The organism is Corallococcus sp. CA049B (assembly GCF_003611685.1).
Classification (GTDB): domain Bacteria; phylum Myxococcota; class Myxococcia; order Myxococcales; family Myxococcaceae; genus Corallococcus; species Corallococcus coralloides.
On record NZ_RAWC01000211.1, the window covers coordinates 1 to 15,602 of the forward strand.

Sequence of the window (15,602 nt, forward strand, 5' to 3'; positions counted from 1 at the left end):
CGGCCTGGGGGGGCAGGAGGGCGGGGAGGTCGCCAGCCAGTGCGTGGTGGACACCTTCGCGGGGTTCAGCGACCGGTTGGACCGCGATCGCGACGGCACCTGGCCGGACGCGGTGGATCCCGCGCGGAGCCGCGAGGAGAACTACCTGGCCGCTTGCACCGCGCTCGCCCAGCGCACGTTGCGCGTGCGCCGCGTGGGCAAGCTCAAGGAGATGGCCTCCACGGTGGTGGCGCTCGCGGTGGGAGAGCGCTTCGCGGCGGTGGCCCACGTGGGCGACAGCCGGCTGTACCGCCTGCGCGAGGGCCAGCTGGAGCCGCTCACGCGCGACCACTCGCTCATCGAGGAGCTGCGCGCCGCGGGGCGAGAGCCGCCCGGCAACCCGGCCAACCTGCGCCACCTCATCACCCGCGCCCTGGGCACGGAGAACGCGGAGCCCACCGTGCAGCGGCTGGAGACGCAGCCCGGGGATGTCTTCCTCCTGTGCTCGGACGGGCTGTATGAGCCCCTGGGGCCGGAGGTGATGAAGGAGCAGCTGCGCGCGTCCTCCGCCCAGGCCGCGTGCGACGCGCTCGTCACCGCCGCTTACGAGGCCGGCGGCCGCGACAACATCACCGCCGTCGTACTGCGCGTGGCGGTCTGAGCGTCTACCCACCGCGTCACGTGCTGGGAGTGCGTGGCGGATGAACCCCACAGGTCGGTGCTGACCGCCGACCCGACGCGATGGGTCCGCCCGGACGGAGGGGGAGTCACCCTGCACAGGGACTTCAATCCTTCGCATCTTCCAGGTTAATCTGGGGGCTCCCCCTCGCGTCTCCCTCCCCCCTCCGAGCACCCGTTGCGTATGACGCTCAGCCTTGCCGCGCGCCTGACCGCGGCCCTCACCGCCGTTGTCATCTCCCTCACGCTGCTGACCGTCACGTTGATGGGGGTGTCGCTGCGCTCACGCGTGGAGTCCGAAATGGCCTCCGCCCTGACGCGGGACACGACCCGCTGGCAGGCGTTGAAGGACCAGGAGCTGCGGGTGCTGGCGGAGCTGGGGCGCGTGGCGGCGGCCAACCCCGTGTTCACGGCGGCCTTCGCGGAGGATCATTCGGAGACGGACGCCCTGCTGAACGAGCACCGCACGGTGCTGGGCGTGGACCTGATGGCGCTGGTGGGCGTGGACGGGACGGTGCTCGCGTCCTCCGGCGAGCGGACCCTGCCGGGCATCGACAAGGTGGTGCGCCAGCAGGGGCAGGTGCTGCTGCCGGCCACGGGCGTGCCCCTGTTCGCGGTGGCGCAGTCGCTCCAGTCCAACGGCGTGCCGGTGGGCTACCTCGTGGTGGGCGCGGAGCTGGGCGCGGAGGCGCTGCGGCGGCTGGACGAGGGGGGCGAGGACCTGGAGGCGCTGCTGCACGCGGGGCCCCGGCTGGTGGCGAGGTCGGTGCACGCGGTCCAGGCGAAGGCGCTGCTGGCCGCGGCGGGCGCGGGCGGGAAGAACGGCGCCGAGGTGAACGTGGGCGGCGTTTCGCTGCACGTGTCGCGGGTGGAGGTGGGCGAGGGCCTGGAGCTGGTGCTGGCGCGCGGCGCGCAGGCGGAGTGGGCGCGGATGCGCGCCACGCTGATGGAGGTGCTGGTGCTGGGGCTGCTCGTGGCGCTGGTGGCCGGCGGGGGCACGTTCCTGCTGGTGCGCCGGATGATGGCGCCCCTGGGCGCGCTGACGGCGGCGGCGGCGCGGGTCGTGAAGGAAGGGGACTTCAGCGGCACGTTGGACATCCACTCCCGGGATGAGATTGGCCAGCTGGCCACGTCCTTCGGGGACATGATGGCGCGGCTGCGCGCGGTGCTGATGGCGCTGAAGAACTCCGCGCAGGAGCTGGAGGCGACGGCGCTGGAGCTGGCGAACTCCGCGTCGGACCAGAACCTGGCGGTGACGCGGCAGGCGGCGGCGCTGCACCAGACGCAGATCGCCGCGCGGCAGCTCCAGGAGAGCTCGCGGGCGGCGGCGCAGCGGGCCACGGGCGTGCTGCGCGAGGCGGAGAAGGCGGGCGCGGTGGGGCAGGCGGGCGAGTCCGCGGTGGCGGGCAGCGTGGGCGGGCTCACGCACATCCGTTCGCAGGTGGAGCGCATCTCCAACACGGTGTCGGAGCTGCGGCAGAGCACGCGGCAGGTGGGCGACATCACCGGCACGGTGAAGGACCTGGCGGACCAGTCCAACGTGCTGGCGTTGAACGCGGCCATCGAGGCGGCGCGCAGCGGCGAGGCGGGCCGGGCGTTCGCGGTGGTGGCCCGGCAGATGCGGTCGCTGGCGGACCAGTCCGCGACGGCCACGGCGCGCGTGCAGACCATCCTGGCGGACATCGGCCGCGCCATCTCCGAGGCGGTGCAGACGAGCGAGGGCGGCACGCGCGAGGTGGAGGGCGGCCTGGAGCAGGCGCGCGCGGCGGGAGAGAGCCTGCGCGCGCTGGCCGAGGTCATCCAGAACAACAGCGTGTCCGTGAAGAGCATCGCGGACATGGTGAGCCAGCAGGACGCGGGCATCGCGGAGCTGTTCGCCGCGCTGAGCGACCTGACGCGGCTGGCGGACGAGACGGTGGAGCGCGTGGCCACCAGCGCCGTGGCCGCCGCGCGCCTCACCACCGCGTCCCACGAGGTCAGCAACATCGTGGAGCAGTACCGCCTGTGACGCCGTGACGACGGCGTCGGGCCCGCGCTACGCCGCCTCGCCGCCGTCGATGGCGTAGGCCGCGCCCGTGATGGGCGCCGCCGCCTCCGACGCGAGGAAGAGGCACATCGCGGCCACCTCCTCCGGCTGGATGATGCGGCCCATGGCGCTCATCGCGGCCAGGGCCTCGCGGGCCTGTTCTTCACTGCGGCCCGTCGTCTGGGTGATGGCGGCCGTCGCGCCCGCGAACATGTCCGTCTCCACCCAGCCCGGGTTCACGATGTTCACGGTGACGTTCTTGCGCGCGTACTCCACCGACAGCGCGCGCGTCAGCCCCAGCAGCGCGTGCTTGGACGCGCAGTACGCGGACGTGTACTTCGCCCCGCGCGTCGCGGTGATGGAGCCGATGTTGATGACGCGCCCGCCGCCCGCGGACGCCATGGCGGGCATCAGCTCGCGGCACAGCAGGAAGGGCGCCGTCACGTTCACGGCCATCACCTTCGCCAGGTCCGCCGTGGACGTCTTCGTCAGCGGCGCGGACACGGTGATGCCCGCGTTGTTCACCAGCACCCGGGGCGTCCCCGCCGCCAGCACGGTCTTGCACGCCGCGAGCAGCGCGGACTCGTCCGCCACGTCCACCGTGAGCGGGCGGATCCGCTCGCCGCCTTCCTTGCGCAGCGCCTCCAGCGACTCCGCCGAGCGCGCCATCGCCCAGACGTCGTAGCCCTCGCGCGCGAACGCCAGGGACACCGCGCGGCCAATGCCCCGGCTGGCGCCCGTCACCACCACGCTCTTCGTCGTCTCGTTCGTCATGGCCGGACAGCATAGGGCCCCGTGCGCGGTGCCGGGCGGAAGGTGCATGGCGAAATGCATCAATTGCGCTGCCGGGGACTCTTCAAGACATCAATCACTGCATCGAGGTCCCCTGAAGATGAAGACCCTCCATCGTGGCCTGCTGGCCGCCTCCTGCCTGATGTTCGCGTCCACTGCCGCACTCGCGGCGGCGCCCACCGGCCGCGCCAACCCGCGCCTCCTGGGCACGCGCGCCATCGTCGCGTGCGATGCGGTGGAGAAGTCCTGCGGCGTGGCGAGCATCTCCTTCCCCGCGGGCATCAGCGGCCTGGTTCCCTACGGCCGTCCGGACGTGGCGGTGGCCTCCATGTTCTACCCGTCGGTGGATGACGCCGAGGCGATCATCGCCCGCACCGACGCGGGCGACACGGCCCAGGCCGCCGTCGACTATGTGTTCACCGTGGATCCGTACGCGGACTACCGGCAGCTCGCCGCGGTGAAGCTCAGCCCCGACGGCACCATCACGGTGGGCCAGCAGACCGGCGCGGAGAGCGCCTCGCAGCGCTGCGCGGTGAAGGGCGCCAACTTCGTGGTGCAGGCCAACAACCAGACCACCGCCACCATCTGTGACGCCATGGCGTCGGCCTTCCAGAGGACCACGGGCAGCCTGCCGCAGCGGCTGCTCACGTCGCTCAAGGCAGGGGCCCGGGTGGGCGGCGACAACAACGGCGAGCGCTCCGGCGTCATCCGCGTCTGGAGCTCGGAGAACGAAGCGGTCTTCTACACGAAGGTGCTCGCGGACGCCGTCGTGCACAGCAGCAAGAACGCGCTGCGGGAGTTGGACGTGGAGATGAACCGCTACCAGGCGGGCGTCGCGGCGCCGTACGCGTCGGACCTCATCCCGCTCGACGCGGAGACGACGAAGGCCGTGAAGCGCGTGCTGCACAAGCTCGGGTACTACCAGGGCCGCATGGATGCGGCCTGGAACGAGGCCGCGGAAGCAGCGCTGTATGACTTCAACTGGAACAACCTCTTCTTCCTCAAGCCCACCGTGGTGGTGGACGGCCAGCGGAGGATCGACGGTCCGCTGGTCAACTCCATGCGCGACGCGGACCTGGAAGCGCTCGCGCCCGCGTCACACTGAGGCACCGGTGGTTTGACGGCTCCCGCATGGCGACGCCAAGCTCGCCGCCATGCCCCGCGCCGACATCACCGACCTGTTCCGCATCGACGACCTGCTTTCCGCCGAGGAGAAGGCCGCTCGCGACGCGGTGGCCCGCTTCGTGGACTCGGAGGTGCTGCCCATCATCGGCAAGCACTTCCGCGACGGCACCTTCCCCGCGCACCTCATCCCGGGCCTCGCGGAGCTGGGCGTGCTGGGCGCGAACCTCCAGGGCTACGGCTGCGCGGGCATGAACACCGTCAGCTACGGCCTGGTGTTGCAGGAGCTGGAGCGCGGTGACTCCGGCCTGCGCAGCTTCGCGTCCGTGCAGGGCTCGCTGTGCATGTTCCCCATCCACGCCTACGGCAGCGAGGAGCAGAAGACGCGCTTCCTGCCCGGTATGGCGAAGGGACAGCTCATCGGCTGCTTCGGCCTCACCGAGCCCGACTTCGGCTCCAACCCCGGCGGCATGCGCGCCCGCGCCCGGAAGGACGGAGACAGCTGGGTGCTCAACGGCACCAAGGCGTGGATCACCAACGGCAGCATCGCGGACGTCGCGGTGGTGTGGGCGAAGACGGACGACGGCGGCCCGGAGTCCGTGCGCGGCTTCCTGGTGGAGAAGGGGATGCCCGGCTTCAGCGCGCGGGAGATTCCCGGCAAGTTCTCCCTGCGCGCGTCACGCACCAGCGAGCTGTCCTTCCAGGACGTGCGCGTGCCGGACCGCAACGTGCTGCCCGGCGTCGTGGGCCTGCGCGGTCCGCTGTCGTGCCTCAACAACGCGCGAGCGGGCATCGCGTTCGCGGTGACGGGCGCGGCCATCGCGTGCTTCGAGGGCGCGCGCGAATACGCGCTGTCCCGCACGCAGTTCGACGGCAAGTCCATCGCCGGCTACCAGCTCACGCAGGAGAAGCTGGCGGACATGCTCCAGGAGATCGTCAAGGCGCAGCTGTTGAGCCTGCGGCTCGCGCGCCTCAAGGACGAGGGCAGGAGCAACCCGGTGATGGTGAGCCTGGCCAAGCGCAACAACGTGAAGAGCGCGCTCGACATCGCCCGCGTGGCCCGGAGCATCTACGGCGCCAACGGCATCACGGACGACTACCCTCCCGTGCGCCACATGCTGAATCTGGAGAGCGTCTTCACCTACGAGGGCACCCACGAGGTGCACACGCTGGTGCTGGGCAAGGCCATCACCGGCATCGACGCGTTCGGCTGAGGCGAGCGCGGACGTCCGGTGGAAGCCGCGCCTCCCCTCGCTCCCGGATGGGAAGGAGGGGAGGGCACGGGAAGGAACATCAGGACTGGGGGCTGCCTTCGCCGTCCGGTTCGCCAGAAGGCTCGGACGACGGCTCGGGCGACGGCTCGGACGCGGGGGCCTCGGCGGACGCCTCGCCCTCCTCGGCACCCTCCGCGGCGGCCTCGGGCTCGTCGGCGACTTCCGGCGCGGTGCCGGAGGCCTCGGCGGCCTGCTGCGCCTTGAGCTCCTCGTCGTTCATGAAGCCGACGGGGTTCTCCTTGCGGTTGAAGAAGCGCACGGCCTTGGCGGACAGCGCGTACATCTGCTCGGCCGCGGCGGCGGGCACCAGCGAGTGCTCGATTTGAGCGGGCTCCGGACGCTCCACCACGCCCAGCTCGCCGTCCTCCAGCTGCTTGGCCTGCGCGGGGCTCAGCTCCATGCGGCGCAGCTTTCCCTTGCGCGTCATGAAGTAGAACGCCGTCTCGCCCGGCTCCTGGGGCACCTGGGCGCCGAGCACCAGCTCGCGCAGGGCGCGGTCCAGCTCCACCTGCTTCTTGGACTCGGCGCGCTGGTAGGCCTTGGAGCCCGGCATGGGCGGCAGCTTGGGAATGGGCTTCTCCGTGGGAGTGCCCGGACGCGCGTTCGCGCCGAACCCGCCCTGGGGACCGCCCCGGAAGCCTCCGCCCTGACGCGGCGGACCGCCCGCACCGTGGCGCGGAGGACCTCCGGCGCCGCGCGGCGGACCACCACCGCCCTCACGGCGCGGAGGACCTCCACGGTCATCGCGGCGCGGCGGGCCTCCGGCTGTCCGATTCTCATCACGTCCGCGAGGGGCCGGGGCGCGTGGAGCGCTCCCCCGGTTGTCCTCCTGGCGCCGTGGCGCCGAGGGCGTGGAGTCGGACTTCTTGGCCTGCTCCTCGGAGACGAGGCCCGCTTTCAACAACTTGTCTCGCAGGTTCTGCATGGGTTGGGCGTTCTATCCCTTGCACGGCCGCACGCAAGCCACCGCTTGCCGCTCATGTCCCCCCCACGTAACTTGCCGCCCCCGCCGTCCTGGTCGTGGAGGTCCCGTGAGAAGCCTGACGAAGTCCGCCGCCCTCGCCCTGGTCCTGGCAGCCACCGGCTGCTCCGACCCCGTCGACAAGGCGGCCAAGGCCCGCATCTTCTCGCCGGAGGACCCGCCGAAGGTGGTGGCCTCGGCGAAGGAGAAGCTGCCGCCGGAGGACGTCGCGGACAACCCCCAGGTGTCCCGCCGCATCCTGGGCATGGACGCCGCGGAGGTGACCGAGCGGCTGGGCCCGCACTTCTTCCAGTCCACCCTCGGCTACGAGTGGGCCGGCCCCAACGGGAACAACCCCGTGAAGCTCACGGAGACGCGCTCCTTCCGCGCGGGCCCCGGGGGCGTCAACGGCGACTTCCACGGCGTCCTGGAGAACTCCCGGGACCAGGGCCTGGAGGTGATGCGCGTGAAGGGGCAGGTGTTCGCGCGCAACCGCTACGGCCCGTACCGCCAGCGCCTGCGCGACCGCGGCATGGCCGAGCGCACCCGCACGGAGCTGACGGGCGCCATCCGCGACTTCGACAGCCTCTTCCAGGGCCGCATCAAGCTCACCCCCGCGGGCACCGTCACCCACGAGGGGCGCACCGCGTGGAAGTACAACGTGTCCCTGGGCTCGCCCCTGGAGGGCGGCGCGCCGAAGAAGCTGCCCGCCGCCTTCACGCCCAAGAACGCGGACGAGACGACGAAGCGCCGCGCCAACTTCTTCGAGCACCGGCTGCCGCGCTCGCTGGAGGGCGAGGTGCTGGTGGACTCTGCCACGTCCGTCGTCCTCAAGGCCCGGCTGGACGGCCGCATCGGCGTGCCCCAGGAGAAGACCCCGGAGGCCGCGGAGCTGCGCATGACGCTGGAGTCCAGCCTGACGGAGATTGGCAAGGACCCCGCGCTGCAGCCGCCCCCGGACTTCCTGCCGGACGCGGACAAGCCCCAGGGCATCGCGGACGCGCTGGACCACTTCGGCATCCCGCGCACCAAGGCCGGGGACTCGACCGGCACCCCGGGCGCCGCGGCCGGCGCCGCCGAGCCGGAAGACGAGGCCGAGGGCAACTGACCCGGCCCCGCCGCGCCTCCAGGCCGTTGGAAGCCCCACGGCTTCACGGCCAGAGGCTCGGAGGTCCGCGTGGCCTTTGGGGGCTGTGACGGCCGTGTCCTGCACGGGCCGCCGCCCCAGCCAGGGCCTCCCCGCAAGTGCCTGACGCGGCTGGGGAAACCTCCTGGCCCTGGCCTTGCTCTGACGGGAGGCCATGTTCCGCTCCGCCCTTTCCCTGGCGTGTGCCGGGCTCGCACTCCTGGCGACCCCGGCCCTCGCCGAACCCGCCCGCAACCTGGGCATCACCGTCGCGCCGCTGGGGGCCTACGTGCTCCAGGGCGACGCGGAAGGGGCGCCCACGGTGGGCTACAGCGCGGGCCTGGGCTGGGCGTACCGCAAGCCGGGGGCGGTGCTGGAGGTGGGCGGCCACCTGGCGTCCAGCCGGCACCTGACGGAGGTGACGCCCATGTCCGTGCGCGTGGTGCCCCTGGGGGACACCCGGGTGCGGCCCTTCCTGGGCGTGGGGGCCAGCATGCTGGTGCCCCACTCACGGCCCCAGTCAGTGGCCCCGGACACGCTGGGCAGCCGCGTGCTCCAGCTGGGCTTCGAGCTGTGCGGCGGCGTGGGGGTGGAGCTGGGGGAGAACCTCTTCCTCTCCGCCGAGGCGCGCTACCAGAACTTCTCCGCCAGGGGCTCCCCTTTCTCCGGGGAGCGACAGAGCTTGCGCTCCACGTTCCTGGGCCTGGGGATGCATCTGTAGCTGTAGCAGGTGGGGCGGGTCGCTACAGACTGGCAGCGGCCTGTTGGAAGAAATTTTGACGGCCCTCTTGCGTCCTCTACAATCCTCGTCGGTTGCGGCCCAGACGCATCTGACATGCTCGGGTGTTCAGGCGTGCACAACGAAGGGAGCGGAGATGGAGCGCAAGGTCGGAAGTAGCACGTTGACCGCGAAAGAGGTCAAGGCGGCGCTGGAGAAGTCCACCACGCTGACGGCCACGGAGGAGAAGGCCCTGCGCATGCGCCATGGCGCGGGCGCTCCCAGCAAGAGCGCGCCGCTGCCTCGCGCCGCCGGTGCGAACGCGGAGCTGGCGGACGAGCTGCTCGTCATCGAGATGCAGCTGATGAAGGCCATGCGCGCGCGCACCGGCCAGACGCGCACCGCGGCCAACGCCTCCAAGGCGCCGGCTCGCGAGGTCGCTCCGGCCAACGCGGCGAAGGACAAGATCGTCCGCGCGCTGCGCGCCAAGAAGAAGTAGGGGGCCGTACTCCCTACTGGTTGAGGATGGCCACGAGGCGCGCTCCCGCCTCGGGCAGCGCCAGCGGCGTGCCCGAGACCTCCGTGGCCAGTCCCTCCGCGTCAGCGGCGCCGCCGCGCGCGAAGAGCCCCTTGAGCCAGGTGAAGGCGGCGGGGTTGCGCCAGAAGTCCTCGTTGAACCGCTCCAAGAGATAAGCGGTGAGCCGGGTCTCCAGGGCCCAGGCCCGCAGGTAGCGGGTGACGTAGAGCTGCGAGTCCACGTCGTGGAGGAAGAGGCCCGGGTGCGGCTGCGCGAAGAGGGCGCGGCGCTGGCCGTCGGCGTACTCGTCCGCGCGGTCGGCGGAGGCGCCCTTCGTGGTGAGGGACAGCTCGTAGGACAGCTTCGCGCAGTGGCGGCGCAGCACGGCCAGGGCCTGGAACGCACCCATGCGCACGACGTCCTTCGTCGTGCTGGACGGCAGGCCCAGGTAGCGCTTGAGCCAGGGCGGGGACAAGAGCAGCCGCTCGAAGGTGGCGGCGTAGGCCTCCGTGACGGAGGCGTCGCCCAGGCGGCGCAGCTCCATGGGGGCGTCCGCGTCCACGTGGGCCAGGTGCCACGCGTGGCCCAGCTCGTGGAGCAGGTCGCCCAGCGCGTCCATGCCGCTGCGGGGCTGGAGGACCAGGTGGATTTCGTGGGGCACGCGCACGGCGGCGACGAAGGGGCGCGAGGCCTTGCCGGGGCGGGCCTCGTCATCCAGGCGGATGCGTCCGCCGGCCTCGGGGTGGAGGCCCCAGTCGGACAGCCAGCGCATCACGGCGGGGACGGTGTCCTCGCGGCGGAAGTGCGCGTCCATCCACGGGGCGCGCAGGGCGTGCTGCACGTCGTGGCGCCGCGCCTCGCCGCCGGGCAGCGGGCGCAGGGTGGGCTCCAGCTTGCGCAGCACGTAGGCCAGCACGTCGCGGTAGGCGTCCTCGGTCCGCTTGAGGGTCTCCTCGGCTCCTTCCGCCAGCTTGCCCGCGTCGATGCCCGTCACGTCCTGGCGCAGCGAGGGGTAGTCCGGGAAGCCCAGCACCTCCGCGGCCTGGAGGGCGGCGTCGCGCCGGTCTCCATAAGGGCCGCGGTGGTCCCAGAGGAAGTTGCCGGCGCCGCGCTCCAGGAGGGCGCGGCGGGAGCGGCTGGGCTCGCGCGGAATCTGGGACAGGGCCTGGGCCAGGGACAGCGTCGTGTCGTCCGCGGGGATGTGGGAGCGGGCCTCCAGCGCGACGACGGCGTCCGCCGCGGGCAGGGCGAGCGACTCCTCCACCTGGGTGGCGATGAGCTCGCGCACCAGCGTGATGCGGCGGATGGTGACGGGGTCGGGGTCGCCCTTGCCCTTCGCGCGGGCGAGCGCCTCGTTGGCGGCGGCGAAGGTCTCCGGCGAGGACAGCTCCGGGAAGGACGCGTACAGGCGGGCGACGGGGAGGTCCGGGGAGAGTCCGGCGCCGTAGCGGTACTGGAGGGTGGCCAGCTCGGCGAGGAAATCATCCAGCCGCGACCGGACGGAGAGCAGGGGGCGGTCCATGGCGGCGCGGAAGGTAACAGGAAGCCCGCGTCAGGGCAGGGAGCACGCGCATAGAGTGTCGCGCCATGTCCTCCGCCTCCGTCGCCTGTCCGCATGCCCCCCTGGAGTCCCTCCTGGAAAGGGGCGGCGCGCGATGAAGCGCCGGACGTTCCGGGCGGAGGGGGCGCACGTGGGCCGTGCCCTGGTGGAGGCGGCGGCGGCGGAGCTGGGGCTGCCGGTGGCGGACGTGCGGCGGCTGGTGGACGTGGGCGCCGTGTACGTGGCGGGGCGGCGCGCGCGGGATGGGGCCGTGAAGCTCCTGGCCGCGCAGGTGGTGACGGTGGTGCTGGAGGAGGCGGGGCAGAGCCCGCTGGAGGCTTCGCCGCCCGCGGCGCCCTTGCGCGTGCTGTTCGAGGACGCGGACGTCATCGCGGTGGACAAGCCCGCGGGCCTGAACGCGCAGCCCACGGAAGGCCGCGTGGGCGGCAGCCTGGTGGACCTGGTCAGCGAGCACCTGGGCCGGCAGGCGGGGCTGGTGCACCGGTTGGACCGGGAGACGTCCGGGGTGACGGTGTTCGGCAAGACGCCCGCCGCCACCTCCGCGCTGGCCGAGGCGTTCCGGGAGGGCACCGCGCGCAAGCGCTACCTCGCGGCGACGGGGCCGGGGCTCCCGGCGGGCGGCACGGTGGACCTGCCCCTGTCGAAGGACCCATCGCGGCCGGGGCGCTGGCGGGCGACCCGCGCGGCCAATGGCGTGCCCGCGTGGACGGACTACCGGACGCTGTTCTCGGGGGAGGCGTTCAGCCTGGTGGAGCTGCTGCCCCGGACGGGCCGCACGCACCAACTCCGGGCGCACCTGACGGCGCTGGAGCACCCCATCCTGGGGGACTCGCGCTATGGCGGCGCGGGGAGCGCGGGGGGGCTGATGGCGCCGCGGTGCCTGCTGCACGCGCACGCGCTGGAGCTGGGGCATCCGCTCACGGGCCGGCCGCTGCGGCTGGAGGCGCCAGTGCCGGAGGACCTGCGGGCGTTCTTCGAGTCGGCGGGCGTGCGCGCTCCGGAGGGGCCCATCGTGGCCTCGGACGCGTCCTGAGAACCTGGAAAACCAGGGCCCTGTGCTGGCGGACAGGATGCCCCCGTCGCGCGCATCGTGTGTAGACTGGGGGCTTCATGGGTGGCGGGAGACACGGCAAGGGCCCACGGACGCCGGAGCCCTCCCTTCGCGGACCGGAATTGGGCTCGCGAGGAGAGGACGTGCGAGGCGCGGTGGCCCGGATCTGCCGGGACGCTGCTCGGCTGCTCCAGGAGGGGCAGGCGGCGCGGGCGTACTCCGGCCTGGTGTCCGCCAGCCGTCCCCTGCCGATGACGCCCCGGCTCGCGGCGGTGCTGGTCCGGTGCGCGCTGAAGGCGGGCACGGAGCGCGCGGTCATCACCCTGTTGGACGCGGCGATGGTGACGGAGCGGGGCGAGGTGCGCCGCGAGGTCCGCCGCCAGCTGTCGCGGGTGTTGCGGCGCACGGGGCAGGAAGCGCGCGCCGCGGCGGTGCTCAACGGGTTGTTGATGGACGCGCCCGACGACGCCCGGGCCCGCTTCGTGCTCGACGTGCTGCGCGAGCGGGTGGCGAAGGCGAAGGAGACCCCGGCGGAGGACGAGGAGTCCCGGACGAAGACCGTGGAGGTGTCCGCGCTGGCGCTGTCGGATCCGGAGCTGGGCAACACGGTGGTGGAGATGCCGGTGGTGGCGGTGCCGGCCCCGCAGGCGTGGGCTCCCCGGGCCGCCACGGTGCAGGTCCCGCTGGGCGAGTGGGCGGAACCGGCACGGACGGCGTCGCGAGGACCGGAGTTCCCCTGGGATGACGACGGGCCGGGCAAGGCCCGGGTGGTGACGCCGCCACAGGTCGCGAGGACCGTTCCGGAGCCCGTGCCGGCGGGAGCTTCCGGTGCCGGGCTTGATGATCAGCAGGAGGCTGGCGAGAAGGCACCGGACGCGGTGCGCACTGGAGATGCGGCGCCTCGGGTTGAGAGCGCTGCTAACGGGTCGAACGCACCGTCGTCAGTGAGCGCCGCGGATGCGCCTGCCTCCGTCGTCGCGCCGTCAAGCGCATCGCCGTCCGCGACGGTGCCTGAACACGTCATCTCGGCGTTGAGCGCACTGATGTTGTCGGGCTCGGCGAAGGCGCCTGAGCGCGTCGAAACCGCGTCGAACGATGCGGCCGAGCACGTCGGTGGAGCCTCGCCAGCGAGTGCGACGCGGACGCCCCTGCTCCCGGATACGGCAGCCGCGTCCGATGGCGAGAAGGTCGAGGCGTCGACGCCCGCTCCGCCGTTGTTCGAGTCGACGCAGGTCTTCGGCAAGAAGTTCGAGGAAGCGCCGCCTGCCGATGGCGCACAGGCCCTTGACGAAAAGCCCACGGCGCAGAAGCCATCCGAGGACGCGCCGGCCGTGATGACGGCGGTGCTGGTGCCGGGCGCGCCTTCCAAGGCCTTCGACGAAGACGAATCGACGTCGGAGATCCTCCCTCCGCCCCCATCCGAACCGGCCGATAGCGCGCAAGCCAAGGCATCCAGCGAGAACGCATCGGCCTCGAAGAATCCGCCCCTACGCCAGCCGGACGCGGTGCTGGTGCCGGGAGCGCCAGCGATGGCGTTCGACGAAGAAGAGGCGACCTCGGAAATCCTCCCTCCCGAGCGTGTCGAAGCGGAGCAGGGCGCTTCCGCGTCAACGCAGGCCCGTGACGGGAAGCCACCCGCTCCGCGCCGGGCCTCCGTGCTGGTGCCCTCCACTTCGAAGCCCGCGTTCGACGAGGAGGATGCGACTTCGGAAGTCGTCTTCCCGCAGGCGGACTCCGCCGCGAAGGCAGCCACCGCCGCTCCCCCGGCTCCGGATGCACCTGCCTCGGCGCGCACCGCGGACGAGGGCTCGGAGCGGGCTCAGTCCCAGCGCCAGGAGGCCCAGCTCATCGCGCGCAGTGCGTGGCGCGAATTGGCCCAGCTGTACCTCAAGCGCGCGGACCGCGCGAAGGACGCACCCGAGCGCGCCGAAGCCCTCACGCGGCTCGCGGAGGTGATGGAGAATGAGCTCCAGGACTCCGCGGGCGCCGCGCGCATGTACCGGGAGATCGTCGAGCTGACCGGCGAGCGCACCGCGTTGCGCGAACAGGTCCGGCTGTTGTCGCAGCGGGAGGACGCCTCGCTCGTGCGCCGTGCGCTCGATGACGCGATCTCCCGGGCGAGGACCTCGCGGGCCCGCGCCGTGGCCCTGCTGACGCGAGGCGAGCGGCAGCTGAACATGGGCAACCCCGCGAAGGCGCGCGAGGACTTCGAGTCCGCGGATGCGCTCGTGCCCGGAATGCTGCCCGTGCTCGCGGGGCTGGTGCGCAGCGTCTCCGACGACGAGCGCTTCGCCCAGGTCGAGCGCCTGCGCGCCGCCTGTGCCGCCGCGCCGCGCCGCGCGCCGGATCGCCTGGAGGCGCTGCGGGTGCTCGCGCGGACCGCGGAGGAGTCCCTGGGCGACCTGCGCATCGCGCAGTGGGCCTGGGCGGAGGTGCTCGCGGAGAGCCCGGACAATGAACAACCCCGGGAGCACCTGCTGGCGCTCGCGCGCCGTCTGGGCGACCTGCCCGCGCTGAGCGCGTTGCTGCACGCGCAGCTCGCCCGCGAGCCTCGGGGGCCGGCCGCGCGCAAGGCGCACCTGGAGCGGGTCGCCACGCTGGAGGCGATGGGCGACGCGGGCGCGGCGCTGGCGGAGCTGCGCCAGGCCGTGCGCTTCGAGCCGGGACACAAGGACGCCTGGCTGCTGCTCGCGGACCGCTGCACCGAGCGCGAGCAGTTCGGCGAGGCCGCCTGGGCGCTGGAGAACGCGGCCACCGCGACGGAGGACGACGAGGAGCGCCAGCACACGTGGGAGCGGCTCGCGCTCTTCTGCCGCGAGGTGCTGCACAACACCGAGAAGGCCCGCCTCTACGCGCGCCGCGCCGAGAGTCTGCGCAAGTCCCGCGAGCAGCGCGCCCGTCCGCCGTCGCCGGAGCCCACGCGTCCGGCGCCCTCGCAGGCCGGCGGGGTGCCGCCACCGTCGGTGCTCGTCGCGCCGCCGGTCGCCACGGGCCGGGTCCCCGCGGCGAAGCGCAAGGACCTGTCCGACGAGGTGACTTCCAACACGGACGTCCCGTCGTTGCTCCAGGCGGAAGAGGCCTCGTCCGCCAACGCACCGGAGAAGCGCCCGGCCAGGGTTCCGGGTGCCAACGCGACTTCGCGCAAGGGACGCGGCAACACGGCTGGCGAGGAGCTCGACGCGGCTCCTGGGAACAAGAAGCGAGGGCGCGCGGGGGCTCGGAGTGACACGGCTGAGCGGGCATCGCGGAAGGAATCAGAGCGAGGCGCGGGAGCGTCTCCAGCCGCGCCGCGGCTTGGGAAGGCCCCCTCGGGGAGCCATGCCCCGGTAGCGAACGCAGCCAAGGCCCCCTCTGGACGGCACGCGTCGGTAGGAGACACCGCCCAGGGAACGGAAGCGCAGCGCCGCCCCGCATCCGGGAAGGCGCCAGCGGAGAGCCCTGTCTCCCTCGCGGAGTCCGCCCCCGCTCCCAGCGGCATGGCACGGGCCGCGAAGCCGTCTCGCGGCGGCCCGGCCCAGGAACCCGGCCTCACGCAGGACGACGCAACCTCCGCGCCCGACCGCAAGCCGCGCGCCGCCGCCACACCGCCGCGCGAGCGGACCACGGCCTTCGGAGCCGCGCTCCTTCCAGCCGCGGAGCCCGAAGCCCCAGCGTCGGGCAAGGTCGCCTCCGCTGCGTCCACCCCCGAGGACAACGCCCGCGCCTCCAAGCACGCGGGCACGCAGGTCCGCGAAGCCCCGTCCCGCGTGGAACGCGCCCCGCGCGCCGGACACGCGCCCCGGCTCCCTCTCTCCGCC

General features: G+C 72.9%; 12 protein-coding genes. 9 read left to right on the forward strand and 3 right to left on the reverse strand.

All coding sequences use genetic code 11. From position 1 onward, the window contains the following. Both D7W82_RS31775 and D7W82_RS31780 read left to right on the forward strand, forming a co-directional pair. A partial coding sequence (locus D7W82_RS31775) for a PP2C family serine/threonine-protein phosphatase (RefSeq protein WP_147439671.1) occupies positions 1-640 on the forward strand: 640 nt, incomplete at its 5' end. Positions 641-841: 201 nt separating this feature from the next. Next, the gene (locus D7W82_RS31780; protein ID WP_120621908.1) at positions 842-2,665 is read left to right on the forward strand and encodes a methyl-accepting chemotaxis protein; all 1,824 of its coding nucleotides are present in this window, start codon (positions 842-844) and stop codon (positions 2,663-2,665) included. A 27-nt stretch (positions 2,666-2,692) separates the two neighbouring features. Here the strand turns inward: D7W82_RS31780 and D7W82_RS31785 are convergent, their stop codons facing one another. Continuing rightward, the gene (locus D7W82_RS31785) at positions 2,693-3,457 is read right to left on the reverse strand and encodes an SDR family NAD(P)-dependent oxidoreductase (RefSeq protein WP_120621909.1); all 765 of its coding nucleotides are present in this window, start codon (positions 3,455-3,457) and stop codon (positions 2,693-2,695) included. 118 nt (positions 3,458-3,575) lie between these two features. Between D7W82_RS31785 and D7W82_RS31790 the strand changes: the two genes are divergently transcribed. Together D7W82_RS31790 and D7W82_RS31795 are read left to right on the forward strand one after the other, a co-directional pair. Next, positions 3,576-4,580 (forward strand): DUF1028 domain-containing protein, encoded by a 1,005-nt coding sequence (locus D7W82_RS31790; RefSeq protein ID WP_120621910.1) that lies wholly within the window; start codon positions 3,576-3,578, stop codon positions 4,578-4,580. A gap of 49 nt (positions 4,581-4,629) precedes the next feature. Next, complete coding sequence (locus tag D7W82_RS31795; protein WP_120621911.1) at positions 4,630-5,811, forward strand: acyl-CoA dehydrogenase family protein; 1,182 nt, start codon at positions 4,630-4,632, stop codon at positions 5,809-5,811. 79 nt (positions 5,812-5,890) lie between these two features. Here the strand turns inward: D7W82_RS31795 and D7W82_RS41865 are convergent, their stop codons facing one another. Next, entirely contained in the window at positions 5,891-6,424 is a 534-nt protein-coding gene (locus tag D7W82_RS41865; protein ID WP_233588051.1) for a DUF2058 family protein, read from the reverse strand. 478 nt (positions 6,425-6,902) lie between these two features. Between D7W82_RS41865 and D7W82_RS31805 the strand changes: the two genes are divergently transcribed. The 3 genes from D7W82_RS31805 (at position 6,903) to D7W82_RS31815 (ending at position 9,175) form a co-directional block, all read left to right on the forward strand. Continuing rightward, positions 6,903-7,940: a hypothetical protein gene (locus D7W82_RS31805; protein WP_171426609.1), complete on the forward strand. Its 1,038-nt coding sequence runs from the start codon at positions 6,903-6,905 to the stop codon at positions 7,938-7,940. A 193-nt stretch (positions 7,941-8,133) separates the two neighbouring features. Beyond that, positions 8,134-8,679 carry a hypothetical protein gene (locus D7W82_RS31810; protein ID WP_120621913.1) on the forward strand — a complete coding sequence of 182 codons (546 nt, stop codon included), beginning with the start codon at positions 8,134-8,136 and terminating at the stop codon, positions 8,677-8,679. A 154-nt stretch (positions 8,680-8,833) separates the two neighbouring features. Beyond that, positions 8,834-9,175: a hypothetical protein gene (locus tag D7W82_RS31815; protein WP_014394173.1), complete on the forward strand. Its 342-nt coding sequence runs from the start codon at positions 8,834-8,836 to the stop codon at positions 9,173-9,175. A 13-nt stretch (positions 9,176-9,188) separates the two neighbouring features. Here the strand turns inward: D7W82_RS31815 and D7W82_RS31820 are convergent, their stop codons facing one another. Then, positions 9,189-10,715 (reverse strand): peptidase M3, encoded by a 1,527-nt coding sequence (locus D7W82_RS31820; RefSeq protein WP_120621914.1) that lies wholly within the window; start codon positions 10,713-10,715, stop codon positions 9,189-9,191. 133 nt (positions 10,716-10,848) lie between these two features. Between D7W82_RS31820 and D7W82_RS31825 the strand changes: the two genes are divergently transcribed. Together D7W82_RS31825 and D7W82_RS31830 are read left to right on the forward strand one after the other, a co-directional pair. Further along, on the forward strand, positions 10,849-11,787 hold the full coding sequence (locus D7W82_RS31825; RefSeq protein ID WP_120621915.1) for an RluA family pseudouridine synthase: 939 nt from the start codon (positions 10,849-10,851) through the stop codon (positions 11,785-11,787). Between the two features lie 161 nt (positions 11,788-11,948). Further along, the coding region (locus D7W82_RS31830; protein WP_120621916.1) for a hypothetical protein at positions 11,949-15,602 on the forward strand (3,654 nt) is incomplete at its 3' end.

Coding starts and splice junctions, on each gene's coding strand:
- D7W82_RS31780 (WP_120621908.1), top strand. CDS start 842: ATGACGCTCAGCCTTGCCGCGCGCCTGACCGCGGCCCTCACCGCCGTT.
- D7W82_RS31785 (WP_120621909.1), bottom strand. CDS start 3,457: ATGACGAACGAGACGACGAAGAGCGTGGTGGTGACGGGCGCCAGCCGG.
- D7W82_RS31790 (WP_120621910.1), top strand. CDS start 3,576: ATGAAGACCCTCCATCGTGGCCTGCTGGCCGCCTCCTGCCTGATGTTC.
- D7W82_RS31795 (WP_120621911.1), top strand. CDS start 4,630: ATGCCCCGCGCCGACATCACCGACCTGTTCCGCATCGACGACCTGCTT.
- D7W82_RS41865 (WP_233588051.1), bottom strand. CDS start 6,424: ATGCCGGGCTCCAAGGCCTACCAGCGCGCCGAGTCCAAGAAGCAGGTG.
- D7W82_RS31810 (WP_120621913.1), top strand. CDS start 8,134: ATGTTCCGCTCCGCCCTTTCCCTGGCGTGTGCCGGGCTCGCACTCCTG.
- D7W82_RS31815 (WP_014394173.1), top strand. CDS start 8,834: ATGGAGCGCAAGGTCGGAAGTAGCACGTTGACCGCGAAAGAGGTCAAG.
- D7W82_RS31820 (WP_120621914.1), bottom strand. CDS start 10,715: ATGGACCGCCCCCTGCTCTCCGTCCGGTCGCGGCTGGATGATTTCCTC.
- D7W82_RS31825 (WP_120621915.1), top strand. CDS start 10,849: ATGAAGCGCCGGACGTTCCGGGCGGAGGGGGCGCACGTGGGCCGTGCC.